This window comes from Micromonospora sp. NBRC 107095, assembly GCF_030269705.1.
Lineage (GTDB): Bacteria > Actinomycetota > Actinomycetes > Mycobacteriales > Micromonosporaceae > Micromonospora > Micromonospora parva.
The window spans coordinates 1-15,371 of the sequence record NZ_BSTU01000010.1; the positions used below are offsets into that span (position 1 = coordinate 1).

Annotated in this window: 29 protein-coding genes; 27 read left to right on the forward strand and 2 right to left on the reverse strand. The window is 70.6% G+C overall.

Going from position 1 to position 15,371, the window contains the following annotated elements; translation table 11 throughout:
• Positions 1-51 precede the first annotated feature (51 nt).
• Both QSK15_RS31880 and QSK15_RS31885 read right to left on the reverse strand, forming a co-directional pair.
• On the reverse strand, positions 52-1,224 hold the full coding sequence (locus QSK15_RS31880; RefSeq protein WP_285797746.1) for a tyrosine-type recombinase/integrase: 1,173 nt from the start codon (positions 1,222-1,224) through the stop codon (positions 52-54).
• 5 nt (positions 1,225-1,229) lie between these two features.
• On the reverse strand, positions 1,230-1,649 hold the full coding sequence (locus tag QSK15_RS31885; protein WP_285797747.1) for a helix-turn-helix domain-containing protein: 420 nt from the start codon (positions 1,647-1,649) through the stop codon (positions 1,230-1,232).
• 263 nt (positions 1,650-1,912) lie between these two features.
• On the opposite strand from QSK15_RS31885, the gene QSK15_RS31890 reads away from it, so the two are divergent.
• From QSK15_RS31890 to QSK15_RS32020, 27 genes are all read left to right on the forward strand, one after another.
• Positions 1,913-2,173 (forward strand): hypothetical protein, encoded by a 261-nt coding sequence (locus QSK15_RS31890; RefSeq protein WP_285797748.1) that lies wholly within the window; start codon positions 1,913-1,915, stop codon positions 2,171-2,173.
• 92 nt (positions 2,174-2,265) lie between these two features.
• On the forward strand, positions 2,266-2,736 hold the full coding sequence (locus QSK15_RS31895; RefSeq protein WP_285797749.1) for a hypothetical protein: 471 nt from the start codon (positions 2,266-2,268) through the stop codon (positions 2,734-2,736).
• On the forward strand, positions 2,733-2,993 hold the full coding sequence (locus tag QSK15_RS31900) for a hypothetical protein (RefSeq protein ID WP_285797750.1): 261 nt from the start codon (positions 2,733-2,735) through the stop codon (positions 2,991-2,993). Before QSK15_RS31895 ends, QSK15_RS31900 begins: the two co-directional genes overlap by 4 nt.
• On the forward strand, positions 2,990-3,169 hold the full coding sequence (locus tag QSK15_RS31905) for a hypothetical protein (protein ID WP_285797751.1): 180 nt from the start codon (positions 2,990-2,992) through the stop codon (positions 3,167-3,169). Before QSK15_RS31900 ends, QSK15_RS31905 begins: the two co-directional genes overlap by 4 nt.
• Entirely contained in the window at positions 3,166-3,429 is a 264-nt protein-coding gene (locus QSK15_RS31910) for a hypothetical protein (RefSeq protein WP_285797752.1), read from the forward strand. Before QSK15_RS31905 ends, QSK15_RS31910 begins: the two co-directional genes overlap by 4 nt.
• Positions 3,429-4,154: a DNA-methyltransferase gene (locus tag QSK15_RS31915; protein WP_285797753.1), complete on the forward strand. Its 726-nt coding sequence runs from the start codon at positions 3,429-3,431 to the stop codon at positions 4,152-4,154. The genes QSK15_RS31910 and QSK15_RS31915 overlap by 1 nt, the downstream gene beginning before the upstream one ends.
• On the forward strand, positions 4,154-4,396 hold the full coding sequence (locus QSK15_RS31920) for a hypothetical protein (protein ID WP_285797754.1): 243 nt from the start codon (positions 4,154-4,156) through the stop codon (positions 4,394-4,396). Before QSK15_RS31915 ends, QSK15_RS31920 begins: the two co-directional genes overlap by 1 nt.
• The gene (locus QSK15_RS31925; RefSeq protein WP_285797755.1) at positions 4,393-4,551 is read left to right on the forward strand and encodes a hypothetical protein; all 159 of its coding nucleotides are present in this window, start codon (positions 4,393-4,395) and stop codon (positions 4,549-4,551) included. The genes QSK15_RS31920 and QSK15_RS31925 overlap by 4 nt, the downstream gene beginning before the upstream one ends.
• Positions 4,548-5,111: a hypothetical protein gene (locus QSK15_RS31930; RefSeq protein WP_285797756.1), complete on the forward strand. Its 564-nt coding sequence runs from the start codon at positions 4,548-4,550 to the stop codon at positions 5,109-5,111. Before QSK15_RS31925 ends, QSK15_RS31930 begins: the two co-directional genes overlap by 4 nt.
• Positions 5,108-5,545 (forward strand): hypothetical protein, encoded by a 438-nt coding sequence (locus QSK15_RS31935; protein WP_285797757.1) that lies wholly within the window; start codon positions 5,108-5,110, stop codon positions 5,543-5,545. The genes QSK15_RS31930 and QSK15_RS31935 overlap by 4 nt, the downstream gene beginning before the upstream one ends.
• The gene (locus QSK15_RS31940; RefSeq protein WP_285797758.1) at positions 5,542-6,321 is read left to right on the forward strand and encodes a hypothetical protein; all 780 of its coding nucleotides are present in this window, start codon (positions 5,542-5,544) and stop codon (positions 6,319-6,321) included. Before QSK15_RS31935 ends, QSK15_RS31940 begins: the two co-directional genes overlap by 4 nt.
• Positions 6,318-6,467, forward strand: coding sequence for a hypothetical protein (locus QSK15_RS31945; protein ID WP_285797759.1), 150 nt, complete (start codon positions 6,318-6,320; stop codon positions 6,465-6,467). The genes QSK15_RS31940 and QSK15_RS31945 overlap by 4 nt, the downstream gene beginning before the upstream one ends.
• Positions 6,464-7,321: a hypothetical protein gene (locus QSK15_RS31950; RefSeq protein WP_285797760.1), complete on the forward strand. Its 858-nt coding sequence runs from the start codon at positions 6,464-6,466 to the stop codon at positions 7,319-7,321. Before QSK15_RS31945 ends, QSK15_RS31950 begins: the two co-directional genes overlap by 4 nt.
• A complete protein-coding gene (locus QSK15_RS31955; protein ID WP_285797761.1) occupies positions 7,321-8,010 on the forward strand; it encodes an ERF family protein in 690 nt (229 codons plus the stop codon). Before QSK15_RS31950 ends, QSK15_RS31955 begins: the two co-directional genes overlap by 1 nt.
• The gene (locus QSK15_RS31960) at positions 8,007-8,423 is read left to right on the forward strand and encodes a single-stranded DNA-binding protein (RefSeq protein WP_285797762.1); all 417 of its coding nucleotides are present in this window, start codon (positions 8,007-8,009) and stop codon (positions 8,421-8,423) included. Before QSK15_RS31955 ends, QSK15_RS31960 begins: the two co-directional genes overlap by 4 nt.
• A gap of 98 nt (positions 8,424-8,521) precedes the next feature.
• A complete protein-coding gene (gene dnaB / locus QSK15_RS31965; protein WP_285797763.1) occupies positions 8,522-9,868 on the forward strand; it encodes a replicative DNA helicase in 1,347 nt (448 codons plus the stop codon).
• A 28-nt stretch (positions 9,869-9,896) separates the two neighbouring features.
• Complete coding sequence (locus tag QSK15_RS31970; RefSeq protein WP_285797764.1) at positions 9,897-10,706, forward strand: hypothetical protein; 810 nt, start codon at positions 9,897-9,899, stop codon at positions 10,704-10,706.
• The gene (locus QSK15_RS31975) at positions 10,703-11,065 is read left to right on the forward strand and encodes a hypothetical protein (RefSeq protein WP_285797765.1); all 363 of its coding nucleotides are present in this window, start codon (positions 10,703-10,705) and stop codon (positions 11,063-11,065) included. The genes QSK15_RS31970 and QSK15_RS31975 overlap by 4 nt, the downstream gene beginning before the upstream one ends.
• On the forward strand, positions 11,062-11,247 hold the full coding sequence (locus tag QSK15_RS31980; protein ID WP_285797766.1) for a hypothetical protein: 186 nt from the start codon (positions 11,062-11,064) through the stop codon (positions 11,245-11,247). The genes QSK15_RS31975 and QSK15_RS31980 overlap by 4 nt, the downstream gene beginning before the upstream one ends.
• Positions 11,244-11,435 (forward strand): hypothetical protein, encoded by a 192-nt coding sequence (locus QSK15_RS31985; protein ID WP_285797767.1) that lies wholly within the window; start codon positions 11,244-11,246, stop codon positions 11,433-11,435. Before QSK15_RS31980 ends, QSK15_RS31985 begins: the two co-directional genes overlap by 4 nt.
• Positions 11,432-11,956: a hypothetical protein gene (locus tag QSK15_RS31990; RefSeq protein ID WP_285797768.1), complete on the forward strand. Its 525-nt coding sequence runs from the start codon at positions 11,432-11,434 to the stop codon at positions 11,954-11,956. Before QSK15_RS31985 ends, QSK15_RS31990 begins: the two co-directional genes overlap by 4 nt.
• Entirely contained in the window at positions 11,953-12,630 is a 678-nt protein-coding gene (locus QSK15_RS31995) for a DNA cytosine methyltransferase (protein ID WP_285797769.1), read from the forward strand. The genes QSK15_RS31990 and QSK15_RS31995 overlap by 4 nt, the downstream gene beginning before the upstream one ends.
• A gap of 58 nt (positions 12,631-12,688) precedes the next feature.
• The gene (locus QSK15_RS32000) at positions 12,689-13,072 is read left to right on the forward strand and encodes a hypothetical protein (protein WP_285797770.1); all 384 of its coding nucleotides are present in this window, start codon (positions 12,689-12,691) and stop codon (positions 13,070-13,072) included.
• Between the two features lie 78 nt (positions 13,073-13,150).
• Positions 13,151-13,480: a hypothetical protein gene (locus QSK15_RS32005; protein WP_285797771.1), complete on the forward strand. Its 330-nt coding sequence runs from the start codon at positions 13,151-13,153 to the stop codon at positions 13,478-13,480.
• Between the two features lie 207 nt (positions 13,481-13,687).
• Positions 13,688-14,407 (forward strand): recombinase family protein, encoded by a 720-nt coding sequence (locus QSK15_RS32010; protein ID WP_285797772.1) that lies wholly within the window; start codon positions 13,688-13,690, stop codon positions 14,405-14,407.
• Positions 14,407-14,931 (forward strand): HNH endonuclease, encoded by a 525-nt coding sequence (locus QSK15_RS32015; RefSeq protein WP_285797773.1) that lies wholly within the window; start codon positions 14,407-14,409, stop codon positions 14,929-14,931. Before QSK15_RS32010 ends, QSK15_RS32015 begins: the two co-directional genes overlap by 1 nt.
• A 64-nt stretch (positions 14,932-14,995) precedes the next feature.
• Positions 14,996-15,325 (forward strand): hypothetical protein, encoded by a 330-nt coding sequence (locus QSK15_RS32020; RefSeq protein ID WP_285797774.1) that lies wholly within the window; start codon positions 14,996-14,998, stop codon positions 15,323-15,325.
• The last annotated feature ends 46 nt before the right edge of the window (positions 15,326-15,371 follow it).

Sequence of the window (15,371 nt, forward strand, 5' to 3'; positions counted from 1 at the left end):
GGCGGAGGGTGTGGGATTCGAACCCGATTCGGGTACCTGGCCGGTCGCCCGTCAACCCCTCTGAGCTGTGCTTGAGTCAGTCGGAGTCAGTGAAGCTCCGCCGTCCTCAGTTACGAGTCCCCCCAGATTCCCCCCACGCTGACTCGGCGGGAGCATGCCGACGACGGTGGTCATGATGCCCTCGTCGACCTCCGTCAACAGGTGCCCGTACACGTCGGAGGTCACCGAGATCGAGGCGTGACCCATCCGCCGCGACACCGCCGTCAACGGCACCCCCGCCGAGATCAGGTGCGCCACGTGGGTGTGCCGCAGATCGTGAAGACGCACCTTCCCCAGCCCCGCGTCCGCCAGGATGCGGGGCCAGACGCGCTGGCGGAAGTTCCGCGTCACCGGACGCACACCGTCCAGGTCCGTGAAGAGGAACGCGTTCCGGTCCCGGTCGACCAGCAGCGGCGCCAGGGCGTGACCCACCGCCGGCGGGAAGGTGACCGTCCGGCGGGACCGCTCCGTCTTCGGGTCGGTCAGGATCGGCACTCCCCCGATCCCGTCGTGCATCGCCTCCAGCACCTCCAGCCGGCCAGCGAGCACGTCCACCCGTCCGACGCGCAGCGCGGTCGCCTCCCCGTACCGCAGCCCCGTCGCGACCAACAGCATCACCAGCGGCGCCCAATGCTCCGGCGTCGCCGCGAGCAGCCGGCCGATCTCCGGGGTGGTGAGGAACCGCATCTCCTGCCGGCGCACCTTCGGCAGGCCGGTCGATCCGGCGGGGTTCACCCGGATCAGCCGCTGGGCCACGGCGGCGTCGAGCAGCTTGTGCAGGATCGCGTGCACGTTGCGGATCGTCTTCGGGCTGATCGGCCGACGACCCGGCCCGCCGGCAGCGAGGGTCGACACGAACTGCTGGATGGCCAGGGTGTCGACGTCATCCAGCGGCAGCTCGCCGAGCAGGGCGCGGATGTGGTTGCGCACCCGGGAATCCTCCGTGCGCTGCGTGGTGGCCTTCAGCGTCGCCGCGTACGACGGCCACCACGCATCGATCCAGGCGTTCAGGGTGACCCGACCGGCGCGAGGGTCCACGTACTCACCGCGGGCGCGGTCGGTGGCCATCCGCGCGATGGCCGCCTTGGCTTGCGTCTTGTTCGCGTAGCCGGACTCGATGGTGACCTTCCGGCCGCCGACCTGCTCCCTGATTCGCCAGCCGGGTCCGTGCTTCTCGACCCACACGAGCGTCAGCCAGCTCGGCGGTCGCGCTCGCCGATCGGACGTGGGGTGGTGCCCTCGAACCACTCGTTCACGCGGCTGACGAAGCTCAGCAGTTCGGCGCGCCGGTTCGACTCCGCCGTCTGGTAGTGGTCGAGCAGCGTCTCCAGCTCGGGCGGCAGTTGCGTCGGGGTGGACGCCTGCGCGAAGCCCTCGGCGACGCCTGCGCGGGCGGCGAGGTCGTGCGGGTTGACGTCGAGCGCAGTGGCCAGCTTGGTGATCGCGGTGAGGCTGGGCTTCTGCTTGCCGGAGCGCCAGTTGCTGATGGCCGAGTGGCTGACGTCGGCGGCCTCGGCCAGCGCGACGTCGTAGCGGAACCCCCGGGCTTCCTTCAGCCGGTCGAGGTGCGCGATGAACGCGTCACGCTCCGGCCATTCGACTGTGCGCACGCGCACGAATGTAGGCACCGTTGCGCGACCTGTCACGTGCGTGATCGCACGCACCTCATCGACAGGTTGCGCTGTTTCGCTGATTTGTGGCGGCAACATCAGCTCTCCCCCTGGGTTGCCGGTGTGCGGGGCGCGCACATCGTGCTTTCAGATGATGCCAGACCAGCCGCTCGTCTCCCTTGTGCGTGCGCGCACATTCAGGCTATGTTCTGTGCGTGCCCAGAACTGAGCACAACTGACGATCACTGAGAAGGGAGGCAGGCATGAGCGAGCAACCGCTGACCATGAGGCAGGCGGCTGAGGTGCTCGGAATGTCGTTCTGGACCCTGCGAGACCGGGTCACCGCCGGCACCGTCCCGCACCGCCGCACCGGCAAGCTCCGCGGCGTCGTGTTCGACCCGGAGCACATCGAGGCCATCAAGAAGGCGGACACCCGCCCGGTCGTCGGCACTCCCAGCCGCGCCGCGAGCCGCGTTCGTCGCGCCGCCCCGCGCCAGCGCCGCGCCCCCGTCGACGCCGCCTAGTTCCGCCCCGGTGCCCACCCGGGCCCGGACAGCAAGACGCCCCCACCAACCGCCAAGTCCGCAGGGGCGTCCGAACCGACAGGGAGTATCCCATGACCAACACGGTCACCACCTCCACCGAGGACCGCCGGCTGCTCGCCGAGGTTCACCGCTGGGCGCGCATCCAGGGCTGGCGTGCCGGCGGGTGGCGCGGCTACCAGAACGCCCAGTTCGAGGACAAGGCCACCGTCACCGTCCGGCCGAACGAGGCCGGGTTCCAGGTGTGGCGCAAGGACGCCGACGCCCTGTTCTTCACCGGCCAGCCGACCGAGTACCCGACGGCCACCGTCCGCGAGGCGATCGACATCCTCGTCGCCATCGGGATCCTGCCGCCGGCGTTCTCGTCGGCGTACCGCCTGGGTCGCAGCGACGGCGCGTTCATCGCGAACGTCGAGACGAACCCGGACCGCAAGTGCGCGGCCTGCGGTGCGACGTCGGGCTTGACGCTGCTCCCCGGCAACCCGCTCACGGGCATCGCGAACCAGTGGCTGTGCTGGGGCACCTGCAAGGCGGCGACCCGATGACCGCCGCCGACGCCCTCGTGATCCGCGCCAGCGGCTTCGACAACTTCCGGATCGCCCTGGCTGACGCCACCGACGAGCAGGTCACCGCGACCGCCGCGTACTGGGACGGGCGGACCGGGTTCATCGCCGCCACCCACCGGGAGCTGGTCTGCAAGGAGGTCGAGTTCCGGCAGGCCATCGCGCACGACCTGGAGACCGCCCACGCGGAGCTGATCGCCGCGATGGCCCCGCCGCACCGCTGGGAGGCGAAGCGATGAGTGACTTGACGATCGACAGCGAGCTGCTCGACGACACGATCGACGTGCTTGAGCGAGTCGGCTGCCAGTTCTGGGCCTGCGACGGGCCAACGTTGGAGCCGGTCGACATGAAGACCTGCGCGGCCTGCGCCCTGCTCGCTCGGCTTCGCGCTGCCGCCGAGGACGGCACCCGATGAGCCCCCGGATCGCGGACCTCGGCGACCTGCCCGCCCTCACCGCCGACTTCGCACCGTTCCAGCCCGGGCCGACGCTCCCACCGCCCACCGGCCCCGGCACCGGCGACGGCAGCCGCCCCGGCCCCCAGATCACCGACGAGGCCACCTACCGGGCGTTCCTGGGCGGGCTCGACACCACCGAGTTCATCGCCGAGTGCCGGCGCGGGACCGCCGAGGTGGAGCAGGTCACCGGCCGGACGATCCGACGGGCGGTGTCGTGATGGAGCCCTACTACCAGACCCCCCGCGCCACCCTCTACCTCGGCGACTGCCGTGACGTCATTCCCGCCCTACCCGCCCGGTCCGTCGACCTGATCATCGCCGACCCGCCCTACGGGGTGAACTGGCAATCCGGCCGCCGCGCCGAACGGTTCGACCACATGGCCGGCGACGACGGCAGCATCGACTGGCCCGCCGTCCTCGGCGACGCGGTCCGCCGACTGCTGCGCAACCACCGCCACACCTACGTGTTCGGATACGCCCCCGACCAGGTCGCCAAGCCGTGCGACCTGGGGGCCACCGCCGAACTGATCTGGGACAAGCAGCACCACGGGCCCGGAAACCTGTCGGTGCCGTGGGGGCCGGAGCACGAGCGGATCACCTTCGGCGTCTACGAGTGGTCCGCCCGCAACCGCGACAAGGGATCCGGCCGCCTGGCTGCACGGCTGCGGCAGGGCTCCGTCATCCAGGCCGCCCGGCCCAACTCCGGGCAGGTGCGCCACCCCGACGAGAAGCCAGTCCCCCTGATGCGCGCGCTGGTCGAGTCATCGTCGTGCCTCGGCGAGGCGGTCCTCGACCCGACGGCGGGGGTGTGCTCCACCGGTGTGGCCGCCCTGCTGGCCGGTCGTCGGTTCGTCGGCGTCGAGTCGGACCGGCGGTACGCCGACCTGGGTGTCGCACGGCTGGTCGAGGCGGAGCGCATCGCGGACCTGGCAGAGGCGGCGTGATGGCCCGCCTCCTGATCGAACTCGCCCTCATCAGCCTGGCCTTCCGTGCCGGCGGGTGGTGGCTGCGCTGGCGGGGCCTACGCCACCAGATGCGCGCCGCCGCCGCAGCCATCAGCAACGAGGCGTACCTGGCCGAGGTGCTCGCCGGCTACCGGGCGCAGATCCGCGCCATCGTGCGCCTCCCGCGCCTGCCCCGGGTGCACCTGCCGCGCTTCCACTTCCACGTCAGGAGCGTCCGGTGAGCCGCCTGTGGATGGTCCTCGACGCCATCGCCGCCGCCGCCATCGCCCCCTTCCACACCCCCGCCCGACGCCAGGAGATCCGCCGCCGCGAAACCAAGCGGTTCGCCGAACTGATCGTCGCCCGGGACACCCGCACGAACGGAGACAAGCCGTGACCACCGAACCCAACGTCACCCGTAGCAGCTGGGCGCCCGCCGCCGAACTGGCCGCCGCCAAGGCCAAGGTCGACGAGCTGACCGCCGAGCGGGACGCCCAGGCCGCCGACGCCGAGCACCTCCGCGAAGCCCTCGCCGACAACGACCGCGTCAACACCTTCCTTGAGAAGACCATCGACGACCTCCGCCCGCAGCTCACCGACGCGCAGGGGCAGATCAGCGCCGCGTGGGCCGCCCTCAACGCCGCCGGCTTCCAGTCGCCCGTGGACGGCATCGCCGCACTGATCGACCAGATGTCCGCCGCCCTCACCGAGGCCCGCACGCAGGCCGCCACCCACGCCAACGAGGTGGGCCGGCTGGTCGCCGAGAACGCCCGGGTGCGGCAGGACCGCGACACCAAAGCCGACATCGCCAAGACCAACGCCCGCGTCGTCGCCACCCTCACCGAGATCATCGAGCGGGTCGAGAAGTTCGCCACCGAAACGGGCGGCGACTACGCCCAGCGGCTCCGCGAGGTGCTCCACGCCCCCACCAGCAACGAGGCGGGGGCCACCCGATGACCCACCTCGGCATCGCCATCGCCGGCGCACTCGCCACCCGCCGCCACAAGACCAGCTACGAGGGCAAACGCCGCACCCCCCGCAACGAAGGACCCGGCTACCTCCTCAGCCCCGCCGCAACCCAACTCGTCACCCGCACACCCGACCCCGTGCACGCCGACGCCAACGACACCACCGGACTCCTGCGCATCCGCGACATCACCCCCACCGGGGCGTGGACCCGACCGGCAGGAGTCGCCACCGACGACGACATCAGCACCTGGGTGGCCGGCGGCGCGCACATCGACGACCACACCACAGGCGGCACCTGCCCCACGTGCGGTGCCGCATACCCGCGCCACATCCCCGCCGGCGAGGACCAGCGGTGCTGGACGTGCGCCACCGCCGACCACACCGGCATCGACGACGAAACCACGGAAGGAACAGAGCAGTGACCGCCACCATCCAACTGCGGGCCCTGCCCGGCCCAGTCGACGGCGCCCTCGTCGCCCCACAGCACGACCCCCGCCCCTGCGTCACCAACCCACCCCAGTGGTGGGACACCGGCGACGGCAACAACCACCGCGCCATGACCCTCTGCCGCACCCAATGCCCCCTCTACAACACCGGCAAGTGCAAGCCCGAACCCGGCGAAGTCGGCATGATCCGCAACGGCGACGCCTACGACCACCACGGCAAAGTCATCGACCTCGCCGTCAAGGTCTTCCACCACCACGACCGCATCATGGCCATGCGCGGCCAAGGCATGACCTACCCGCAGATCGCCACCGTCATCGGCGTCAAAGCCGTCGCCATCCAGTCCTACGTCGACCGGTTCCACTCCCGCGTCGCCGAACAGCACAACCGCATCGCCGAACTCGTCGGCCAAGGCCGCGGGTGGACCGACATCGCCGGTGAGATCAACGCCCGACCGGAAGCCATCCGCGCGTACTGGACCCGCTACCTGCAGCGGGCCGCGAGGCGCCGGCAGACCACCCTCACCCGCCTGCCCGGGGTCACCGACGACAGCCGCAACCGGCCCGCCGACTACCGCGAAGTCGTCATCTCGATGCTCACCGCCCCCGGACGTCCCTACAGCCACGCCCAGGTCGCCTACGTCATCGGGTCCACCCGCGAAGCGGTCCGGTCCTACTGGAACCGGTCGTGCCGCGAGCACCACCAGCCGGTGCAGGACACCCCCGCCGCGCACCTGGCGCGGGTGGCGGCATGAACGCCTGTGTCACCTGTGACCTGCCCGAGGACCAGTGGCCGCCCTTCGACCCGCTCTACATCAGCGGCGGCAGCCAGTGTCCCGACTGCAACCGCCAGGACCTCAACGACGAGGCCGCCCGCAACCACGCCGAGGTGAACGCATGAAGATCGTCAAGAAGAGCAATGGGCGTAACCACTGGTACGTCGACACCGAAACCGGCGAACGGGTCCCCGGCGTCACCACCGTCCTCGACCAGGGCCTACCCAAGAAGGCCCTCATCAACTGGGCGGCCAACGCCACCGCCGACTACGCCATCGACCACTGGGACGAACTGTCCGCCCTCGCCCCCTCGGCCCGCCTCGCCAAGCTCAAGGGCGGCCGGTACGCCGTCAAGGACGAGGCGTCCAACCGCGGCACCCAGGTCCACAAGATGGGCGAACGGCTCATCCGCGGCGAGCAGGTCGTCGTCCCGGACCTGCTCCGCCCGTACGTCGACTCGTACGTGCGGTTCATGGACGAGTTCCAGCTGCGCGCCCGCTACATCGAGGCGGTCGTCTACTCGGTGGACCACCGCTACGTCGGCACCCTCGACATCTTCGGCGACATCCTGCTGCCGGACATGCCCGAGTACGACCACCTGCCCCGCGACACCGACGGCTTCGTGTGCAACACGCTGCTCGACGCGAAGACCAACCGGTCGGGGATCTTCGGCGAGACCGCGTTGCAGCTGTCCGGGTACCGGTTCGCCCAGTTCATGCAGCCCGACCCGGACGACCCGGAGTCGGCGTTCCCCATGCCGGAGGTCACGTTCACCGGCGCCATCCACGTCCGCCCTGACGGCTACTCGCTGGTGCCGGTGGTGGCCGGCCCGGAGCAGCACCGGGCGTTCCTGTACGCCCAGCAGGTCGGAAAGTTCGTCCAGACCGACCGGGACCTGATCGGCGAGCCGATCGAGCCGCCGACCGCCTCCCGGTACGCGCTCGCCAAGGTCGACGAGGCTGAGGCGGTGGCGTTCTGATGGCCGCCACCATCTCCGAAGTCCTGCTCGAACTCCAGGCCGACCCGCCCGTCCTCGTCAAGGACAAGCGCGGCCAGGTCGGCAACCAGAAGACCAAGTACGCCGACCTCGTACAGGTCAACGAGCAGGTGCTGTCCCGCCTCAACAAACTCGGCGTCATCTACACGTGCACCCCGACCCTCGACGACGAAGGCAAGTTCGTTCTCGCCTACGAGCTGATGCACGTCGAGTCGAAGACGGCGAAGACCGGCCGGTACCCGCTGAAGCTGGCCGACAACCCGATGCAGATGGGCTCGGCGATCACCTACGCCCGCCGGTACGTGCTGCTGGCCATCACCGGCATCGCCGCCGAGGACGAGGACGACGACGGGCACGGTGCCGCCGGGCATCGCACCGCCCAGCGGCAGCAACGCCCCCAGCCGGCACCGACCGGTCAGGCGACCGCGCAACGCGCCCAGCGTCCGGCTGCTACCCAGCCGCCCCTGCCCGGGGAGAAGACCGGCGGCATCAACAGCGCCCAGCAAAGCAAGCTCCACGCCTCCCTCCGCGACGCCGGCCACGACCGGGCCAGCGGGCTGGCCTTCATCAGCGCCGCCATCAAGCGCGACATCACCACCACCAGTGAACTCACCGCCGCCGAGGCGTCCACCGCCATCGACGCCCTCACCCGCCAGGAGCAGCCCGCATGAGCAACGAAACCGTCATCACCGTCATCGGCAACCTCACGGGAGATCCGGAACTGCGCTTCACCACCGGCGGTCACGCCGTCGCCAAGTTCAGCGTCGCCTCCACCCCCCGCACCTTCGACAAGCAGTCCGGCGAGTGGAAGGACGGCGAGCCGCTGTTCCTGAACTGCTCGATCTGGCGCGACGCCGCCGAGCACGTCGCCGAGTCCCTCACCCGCGGCGCCCGGGTCGTCGTCGTCGGCCGGCTGCGGCAGCGGTCGTACGAGAAGGACGGGCAGCGCCGCACGGTCATCGAGCTGGAGGTCGACGAGATCGGCCCGAGCCTGCGCTACGCCACCGCGAAGGTCGACAAGGCCGGCAGGGGCAGCGGCGGGCAGACCGACCGCAGCGCTGCCCCCGAAGACGCCCCCTGGTGACCCAGCACCACCAGCCCCGCCCGGATGAGGCCGGCACCGCGCATCGAGCGCGCGACGGGGCGCCAACCACACGACCACCACAACCCAGGGGGGACCTGATGACGATCACCACCGAAGACCACGACCTGCGCCGCACCCCACCCCAGGACACCGCCGCCGAGCGGATCGTCCTCGGCGCCATGATGCTCGCCCGCGACGCCATCGCCGACGTCATCGAACTCGTCACCGCCGACGAGTACTACCGGCCCGCCCACGGCACCATCCACCGCGCCATCACCGACCTGTACGTCAAGGGCGAACCCACCGACGCCGCGGCGGTCGCCGCGAAGCTGCTCACCACCGGCGACCTCCAGCGCGTCGGCGGCGCACCGTACCTGTTCGAGTGCATCGAGGCCGTCCCCACCGTCGCGAACGCCGGCTGGCACGCCAAGCGCATCCGCAACGACGCCGGGCGCCGCCGCCTCGCCGAGGTCGGCACCAAGATGGTCAGCCTCGCCCTCAACCCCGGCGTCGAGTACACCGAGGCCGTCGACCAGGCGGGGCAGAGCTTCTACGACGCCACCACCCGCCACGACTCCGGGGAACTGACCCCGCTGTCCGCGCTCATCGGCCCCACCCTGGAGGCCATCTCCGCCGCTGCGGCGAACCCCGACTCCGTGATCGGCCTCCCCACCGGGCTCGTCGACCTCGACCGGCTCACCGGCGGCCTGCGCCCCGGGCAACTCGTCGTCGTCGCCGGGCGGCCCGGCATGGGCAAGAGCGTCTTCGGCGTCGACGTCGCCCGCAACATCGCCATCCGCGCCGGGAAGCCCGTCGCGTTCTTCGCCCTGGAGATGGGGGAAGACGAACTCATCCAGCGGATCCTGTCCGCTGAGACGCTGATCCCGCTGCACGCCCTGCGCGACGCCAAGCACCTCAGCGACCTCGACTGGCGGCGCCTCGCCGAAGCCGAGACGGAACTCGCCGCCGCGCCGCTGCACATCGACCCGACGCCGTCGGTGAACATGACCGAGATCCGCGCCCGCGCCCGCCGGCTCGCCCAGCGCAAGGGCCTGTCGCTGATCGTCGTCGACTACCTGCAGCTGATGACCCCGGCCCGCAAGTCGGAAAGCCGGCAGCAGGAAGTCGCCGAGATCAGCCGCGGCATGAAGCTGCTCGCCAAGGAACTCCAGGTCCCGGTCATCGCCGTCGCCCAGCTCAACCGCGACAACGAGAAGCGGCAGGACAAGAGGCCGATGCTGGCCGACCTTCGCGAGTCAGGCGCGCTGGAACAGGACGCCGACCTCGTGATCTTCGTGCACCGCGACGACTACTACGACAAGGAGTCGGCGCGGGCCGGCGAGGTGGACCTGATCGTGGCGAAGAACCGGTCCGGGCCGCAGGACACCATCACCGCCGCCGCGCAGCTGCACGTGTCGCGGTTCGTCGACATGTGCGTCCTCTGAGCCGTCCCACCACTGACAGGAGTCGCACGTGAGCTGGGAAGCCATCCGCTGGGTGCTGGAGGACGCACCGGACCTCCCGTCGCATCTGGTGAGCCCGCTTCTGGCGCTGGCCGAGACGGCGGCGCCGGACGGGACGGGGGCATTCCTCGGGCAGCCGGAGATCGCCTGGCGGACGCGGAAGAACAACCGCAACGCTCGCCGGGACGTCGACGCCCTGGAGAAGCTCGGGCTGATCCGTGAGGGCGACCAGAGCCTCGCCAAGTACATCCGCAGCGACCGGCGACCGACGGTTTACGACCTCGCGATGGAGCGCAGCCGTGGGCCCCGTCCGGACGACGGGGGGTCGCACACGACCCCCCGTGGAGACGAGAACGAGGGGGCGCAGGCGACCCCCCGTACGGGTGACGACGGGTCGCAGGCGACCCCCCGTGAATCGGAACGGGGGGTCGCACACGTCCCCTCGCAGAACGGTCCAAACGGACACGGGGGGGCGCACACGACCTCTCGTGAGGGTCACGGGGGGTCGCACACGACCCCCGAACTGAAGAAGAAGAGGACTTCCTCTTCCTCCCCGCCCCCCGTCACGCGCATCGCCGACGCACTCGGCATCAGCGACACCGACGCCCGAACCATCTGGGACCGCTTCGTCGCCGACCCGTCCGTCCGGGCACCCAGCCGCTACGTCGACAGCCTCATCGCCACCGGCGACATCGCCAAACACCGCCCGGCACCCAAAGCCGCCGCAACCACCACCCACCCGTACGAGGACAGCGGACGCGGCTACTGCACCCGATGCATGCAACCCGAGAACCACACACGCCACGGAGGTCCCCGATGAGCGAACTCAGCGCCCGCATCGCCCGACGCCTCGCAGCCGACCGCGGCGACTTCGTCCCCACTACCGAAGACAACCTCCGCATCGCCGCCGAGAACAAAGCCCACGACCAGCAGTCCATCGCCGCCGCACCAGACCCGGTGCTGACCACCTGGGCCGAGGTCGCCGCATCCGTCGACGAGACGACCTGGCAGCGGATCCTCACCGACCTGTCACCGGCGACCCGGGCCGAGTGCGAGCGTCTTCGTCCTCCGGCGCCGCTGCCCGCATCCGATGAGGTGCGCCGTGCCGCGATCCACCGACTCGGCCGCGCCCACACCACCAACCCACTACTCACCCGCCGACAGGAGCCCACGCCATGACCCAGCCGAACCCGCCCGTCGAGCCGCAGTGCGACATGCCCGGCCACCCCGGACCCGCCGGACACGTCAACTCCTGCCAGCTCTGCCCCGGCTCACCCACCTACTGGCGCGGCAAGACCGACACCACCCCCACCGAGCCGGCCTGCCGCTGGACCAAGACCCCCGCCGAGGTGAAGCCGTGACCCCCCAGCAGCACCGCGACCACGCCACAGACCTGATGCGCGACGCCGCCCGTCACGGCGAGCGGCTGTCGATCCTCGCGCACCTGGAGCTGTCTGGTGAGCCCTGGACCGTCGAGGACGCCAAGGCCATCCAAGAGCTGATCAACACCGCCGACGTCACCGTCAAGTGGCCGGAGGTGCAGTCGTGAAGCGCCGCCCCCGCGACATCGGCACCGCCGCCGAGTCCGCCACGGTGAAGTACCTCCACACTGCGGGCTTCCCGCACGCCGAGCGGCGCAGCCTCCGGGGTGCCCTCGACGCCGGGGACATCACCGGCACCCCCGGTGTGTGCTGGGAGGTGAAGGGCGGCGACGCGGCCCGCACCGCCTCCGACCTGACCATCACCCGCTGGATGGCCGAACTCGCCACCGAGACGGTCAACGCAGACGCGGACTTCGGGCTGCTCGTCGTGCAGCGCGCCGGGGTCGGTCCGGGCAACGCCGCCCGGTGGTGGGCGTACATGCCCGCCTGGCACGTCACCGCGCTGCTGACCGGGAGCCTGCCCGGCGTCGCGGTGACCTTCCCCGTTCGGATGTTGCTCGCCGACGCCGTCACCCTGCTGCGCGCCGCCGGCTACGGCACCGAGCCCGCGCCGACGGTGGTGCCGTATCAGGCCGTCCACCCCGCCGGCGTCCACACCATCAACCTGCCCGCACAGGAGGCGTCGTGATCAAGCCCCGCCTGCTCGACCTGTTCTGTAAAGAAGGCGGCGCGGCCCGCGGCTACGCAGACGCCGGCTTCGACGTCGTCGGAGTCGACATCAAGCCCCAGCCGCGCTACCCGTACGAGTTCGTGCAGGGCGACGCCGTCGAATACCTCGCCGCCCACGGCCACGAGTTCGACGCCATCCACGCCAGCCCGCCCTGCCAGGCCCACAGCGCGCTCGGCCGGTCCAACCCGCACACCTACGCCGACTTCATCCCGCAGACCCGGGCGCTGCTCGTGCAGCTCGGCAAGCCGTGGGTCATCGAGAACGTCGAAGGCGCGCCGCTGGTCAACCCGGTCACCCTGTGCGGGTCGATGTTCGATCTCGGCACCGACGAGTACGAGCTGCGCCGCCACCGCCTGTTCGAGTCCAACGTCGCCCTGCCGCAGCCGCCCTGCCGCCACGGCGACCGCCCGGTCATCGGCGTCTACGGCGGGAAGGCCCGGCTGCGGCGCCGCACCCCGCACTGGGGGACCAACCTCCCGAAGGCCGACGGCGAGCGGGCCATGGGCATCGACTGGATGACCATCGCCGGCCTGTCCGAGGCCATCCCGCCCGCGTACTCCCGGTGGATCGGCGGCTTCCTGCTCGCCGCGGTCCCGACTGGGCAGCTCGCCCTCGACCTCGCCGCCGCATGACCGGCCGTAGCCCCAGAAGCAGCGTTCAGATGGCATCGATTGATCAAGGAGAGACGACATGGCCCGCCGACGAGTGACCGCCACGGTTCGATGCGCCAAGCCCAGCTGCCGGGAAGTCGCCCACTACGAGTACGACTCGCAGCGGGAGCGCGCCGACGCTGAGCGATACCACCAGCGATGCCCCTGGCGCTGTTTCCGGCACAGCGACGAAGACGCGGTGCTGTCGCCCGCGAACCCGGAGCGCACCACCACCCTCACCGCCGTGAAGGTCGACTACGGAGCCGGGCCGCCGGGCCTCTCCTGGCGGGCCGAGGGCGCGGCGTCCGGCAGCGGGCTGATCAGTGGGCCCGGCTTCAAGGCCATCGCCAGCGACCTGCCCGAGGGCGCGCGGCTGATCGTGACCGCCCGGATCGAGCTTCCCGAGCCCGCCGTCGACAACTGAGCAACCCGGATAACTCCCAGACATCGGTACCTGCATCGCGATAACTGACATTCCCAAGGACCAGAAGGAGAGATCGACATGACGGACCTTCGCCCGTCGGTGCGCGCCACATACGACTCGCGGCAGACGGGCCCGCGCTACTGGGTCACCTCAACGATTGACGGCCAGGCCGTGGCGTTCCGGTTGCGGATCGCCGACCCGTTCGTCCGGCACACCGTCCGGGTGGGCCTGCGGGATCTGCTGCGTGGTCTGCTGCGCGGCCGTCTGGCCGTCGAGGTGACCGTTGGCGGGGACACCGAGGTAATGCGCGATGTGCTGGAGCTAGACGAGCAGGCGCTGATCCAAGGCCGCACCCGGCAGGCCGCCTTCCAGCAGTCGATCCACCAGAAGCTGCGGAGCCAGCCGTGACTGACCTGCCCCCGGTCGACCGGGCACCCACCACCCGCGACACCCACCTCAGGGGCTGTGCCACTTCCAACCCTCAGGCACACCAACCGAGCGTGACCAATCCATGAGTCGAGAGGCAGGGGTTGTGGCCCGAGTTCTGGCACCCGCTTCGGGCCACCTCCGCTGCGGCTCAATACCGCAACTGACCAGTTGCGGTAAAGTATGTCCATGTCAGACCGTCTACGCGTCATCGGCTACGTGCGGGTATCCACCCAGGAGCAGGCAGCGTCCGGCTACGGCCTCACGGCCCAGGAGGACGCCATACGGGCCGCTGTGGAGCGCAACAACTGGGACCTCATCGCCATCACCCGCGATGAAGGCGCATCCGGCAAAGACCTCAATCGGCCCGGCATCCGCGAAGCACTCTCCATGGTTCGCGAGGCCGACTCACTCATCGTCGCCAAGCTCGACCGGCTCACCCGCTCACTCGTCGGCCTGTCCGACCTGCTCGACTGGGGCAAGCGCAACGACCTCGGCCTTATCGCACTCGACCTCGGCCTCGACACCTCCACCGAGACCGGCCGGTTGGTCGCACGGATCATGGCGTCCGTCGGCGAGTGGGAACGAGAGCGCATCGCCGAGCGGACTCGGCAAGCCGCAGCGGTCCGCCGCTCGCAAGGCAAGCGGATGGGCCGCCCCGGCGTCCGCGACACGATGCCTGAGGTCGCGCGACTTATCAGCGACCTCCGCCTCGACGGCAAGACCTGGCAACAGATCGCCGATCGGCTCAACGCCGACGGGGTGCCGACCGTGAGGGGCGGCTCGCACTGGCGTGTCTCCTCCGTCCAGTCCGCTGCCGGCTACGTCCGTCCTGCCAGCCAGGCCAAGCGCGTCGACCTGCCTGACGCCCCCCGTCGTCGATCCCGTGCCAAGCGGAAGGAAGCCTGATGGCAACACGAGCGGCCATGCCCAGCCACTACGAGATCGCCCTCTGGTGGGCGGAGCACCAGGCACCCGACGCCCGGCCGTTCGTGCTGGACATCGGCGAGCCGGCCTGCTTCGCCTGCCGCTGGTACCCCGACGGCTGCGAGGCATCCGACACGGTCACCCTCAAGGCGTCATGGGCGTTGCGCGCCAAGCTCGACCGCGCACACCTCAAGCCCCACTCGCTCGGCGGCAGCAACGACCCCTCGAACATCGTGCTGCTCTGCCGGACCTGCCACCGCGACGCCCCCGACTGGGACGACCCGGCCGAGATGCTCGCCTGGGTGCAACGCCGGGCTCACTGGTCGCGCCTGGCCGAGGACAAGCTGCTCGCCGCCTGGGATGAGATCCGCCCCGGCGTGCCGGTGCCGAACGTCGCGCCTGAGGCCGTGAGCGCACTGATCAGCCAGGAGGCCGGCGTCCACTTCGGTGTCGGCATGAAGGCATCCACGTTCGCCGTGGCCATCGCCCGCGCGGCCGGCTTGTAGCCCGTCACCTGACCGACGACACCACCGCGCCGCGCTGAGCGGCCCAACGGAAGGACCAACCGCCATGGAAGCCACCGTCCGCACCACCGAGTACACGGTCTGCGCCCTACCCGAAGACCACTTCGACGCTGGCATGTTCAGCATCACCGTGGCCGACCGGGGTTCCGGCAAGTGGGCTGTGCTTCGCGGCAAGCTCTGCCTGGGTGCTGACGGGACGTGGGACTTCGAGCCCATCCCGTCGGACCGCACCGACGAGTGGAAGGCCGCGCACCGCTTCGACGAGGCGACCGCCATCCGACTGGCCCGCGAGGCGGCCCCGAAGCTGCGGATCAACGGCTGGACCCCGGAGTCGATCCTCGCCCACGACCGGAGGGTCCAGACGCAGACCCCGTAGACGCCGGTGGCCTCCCAGGGATCCGCAAACCCAGGAGGCCACCACC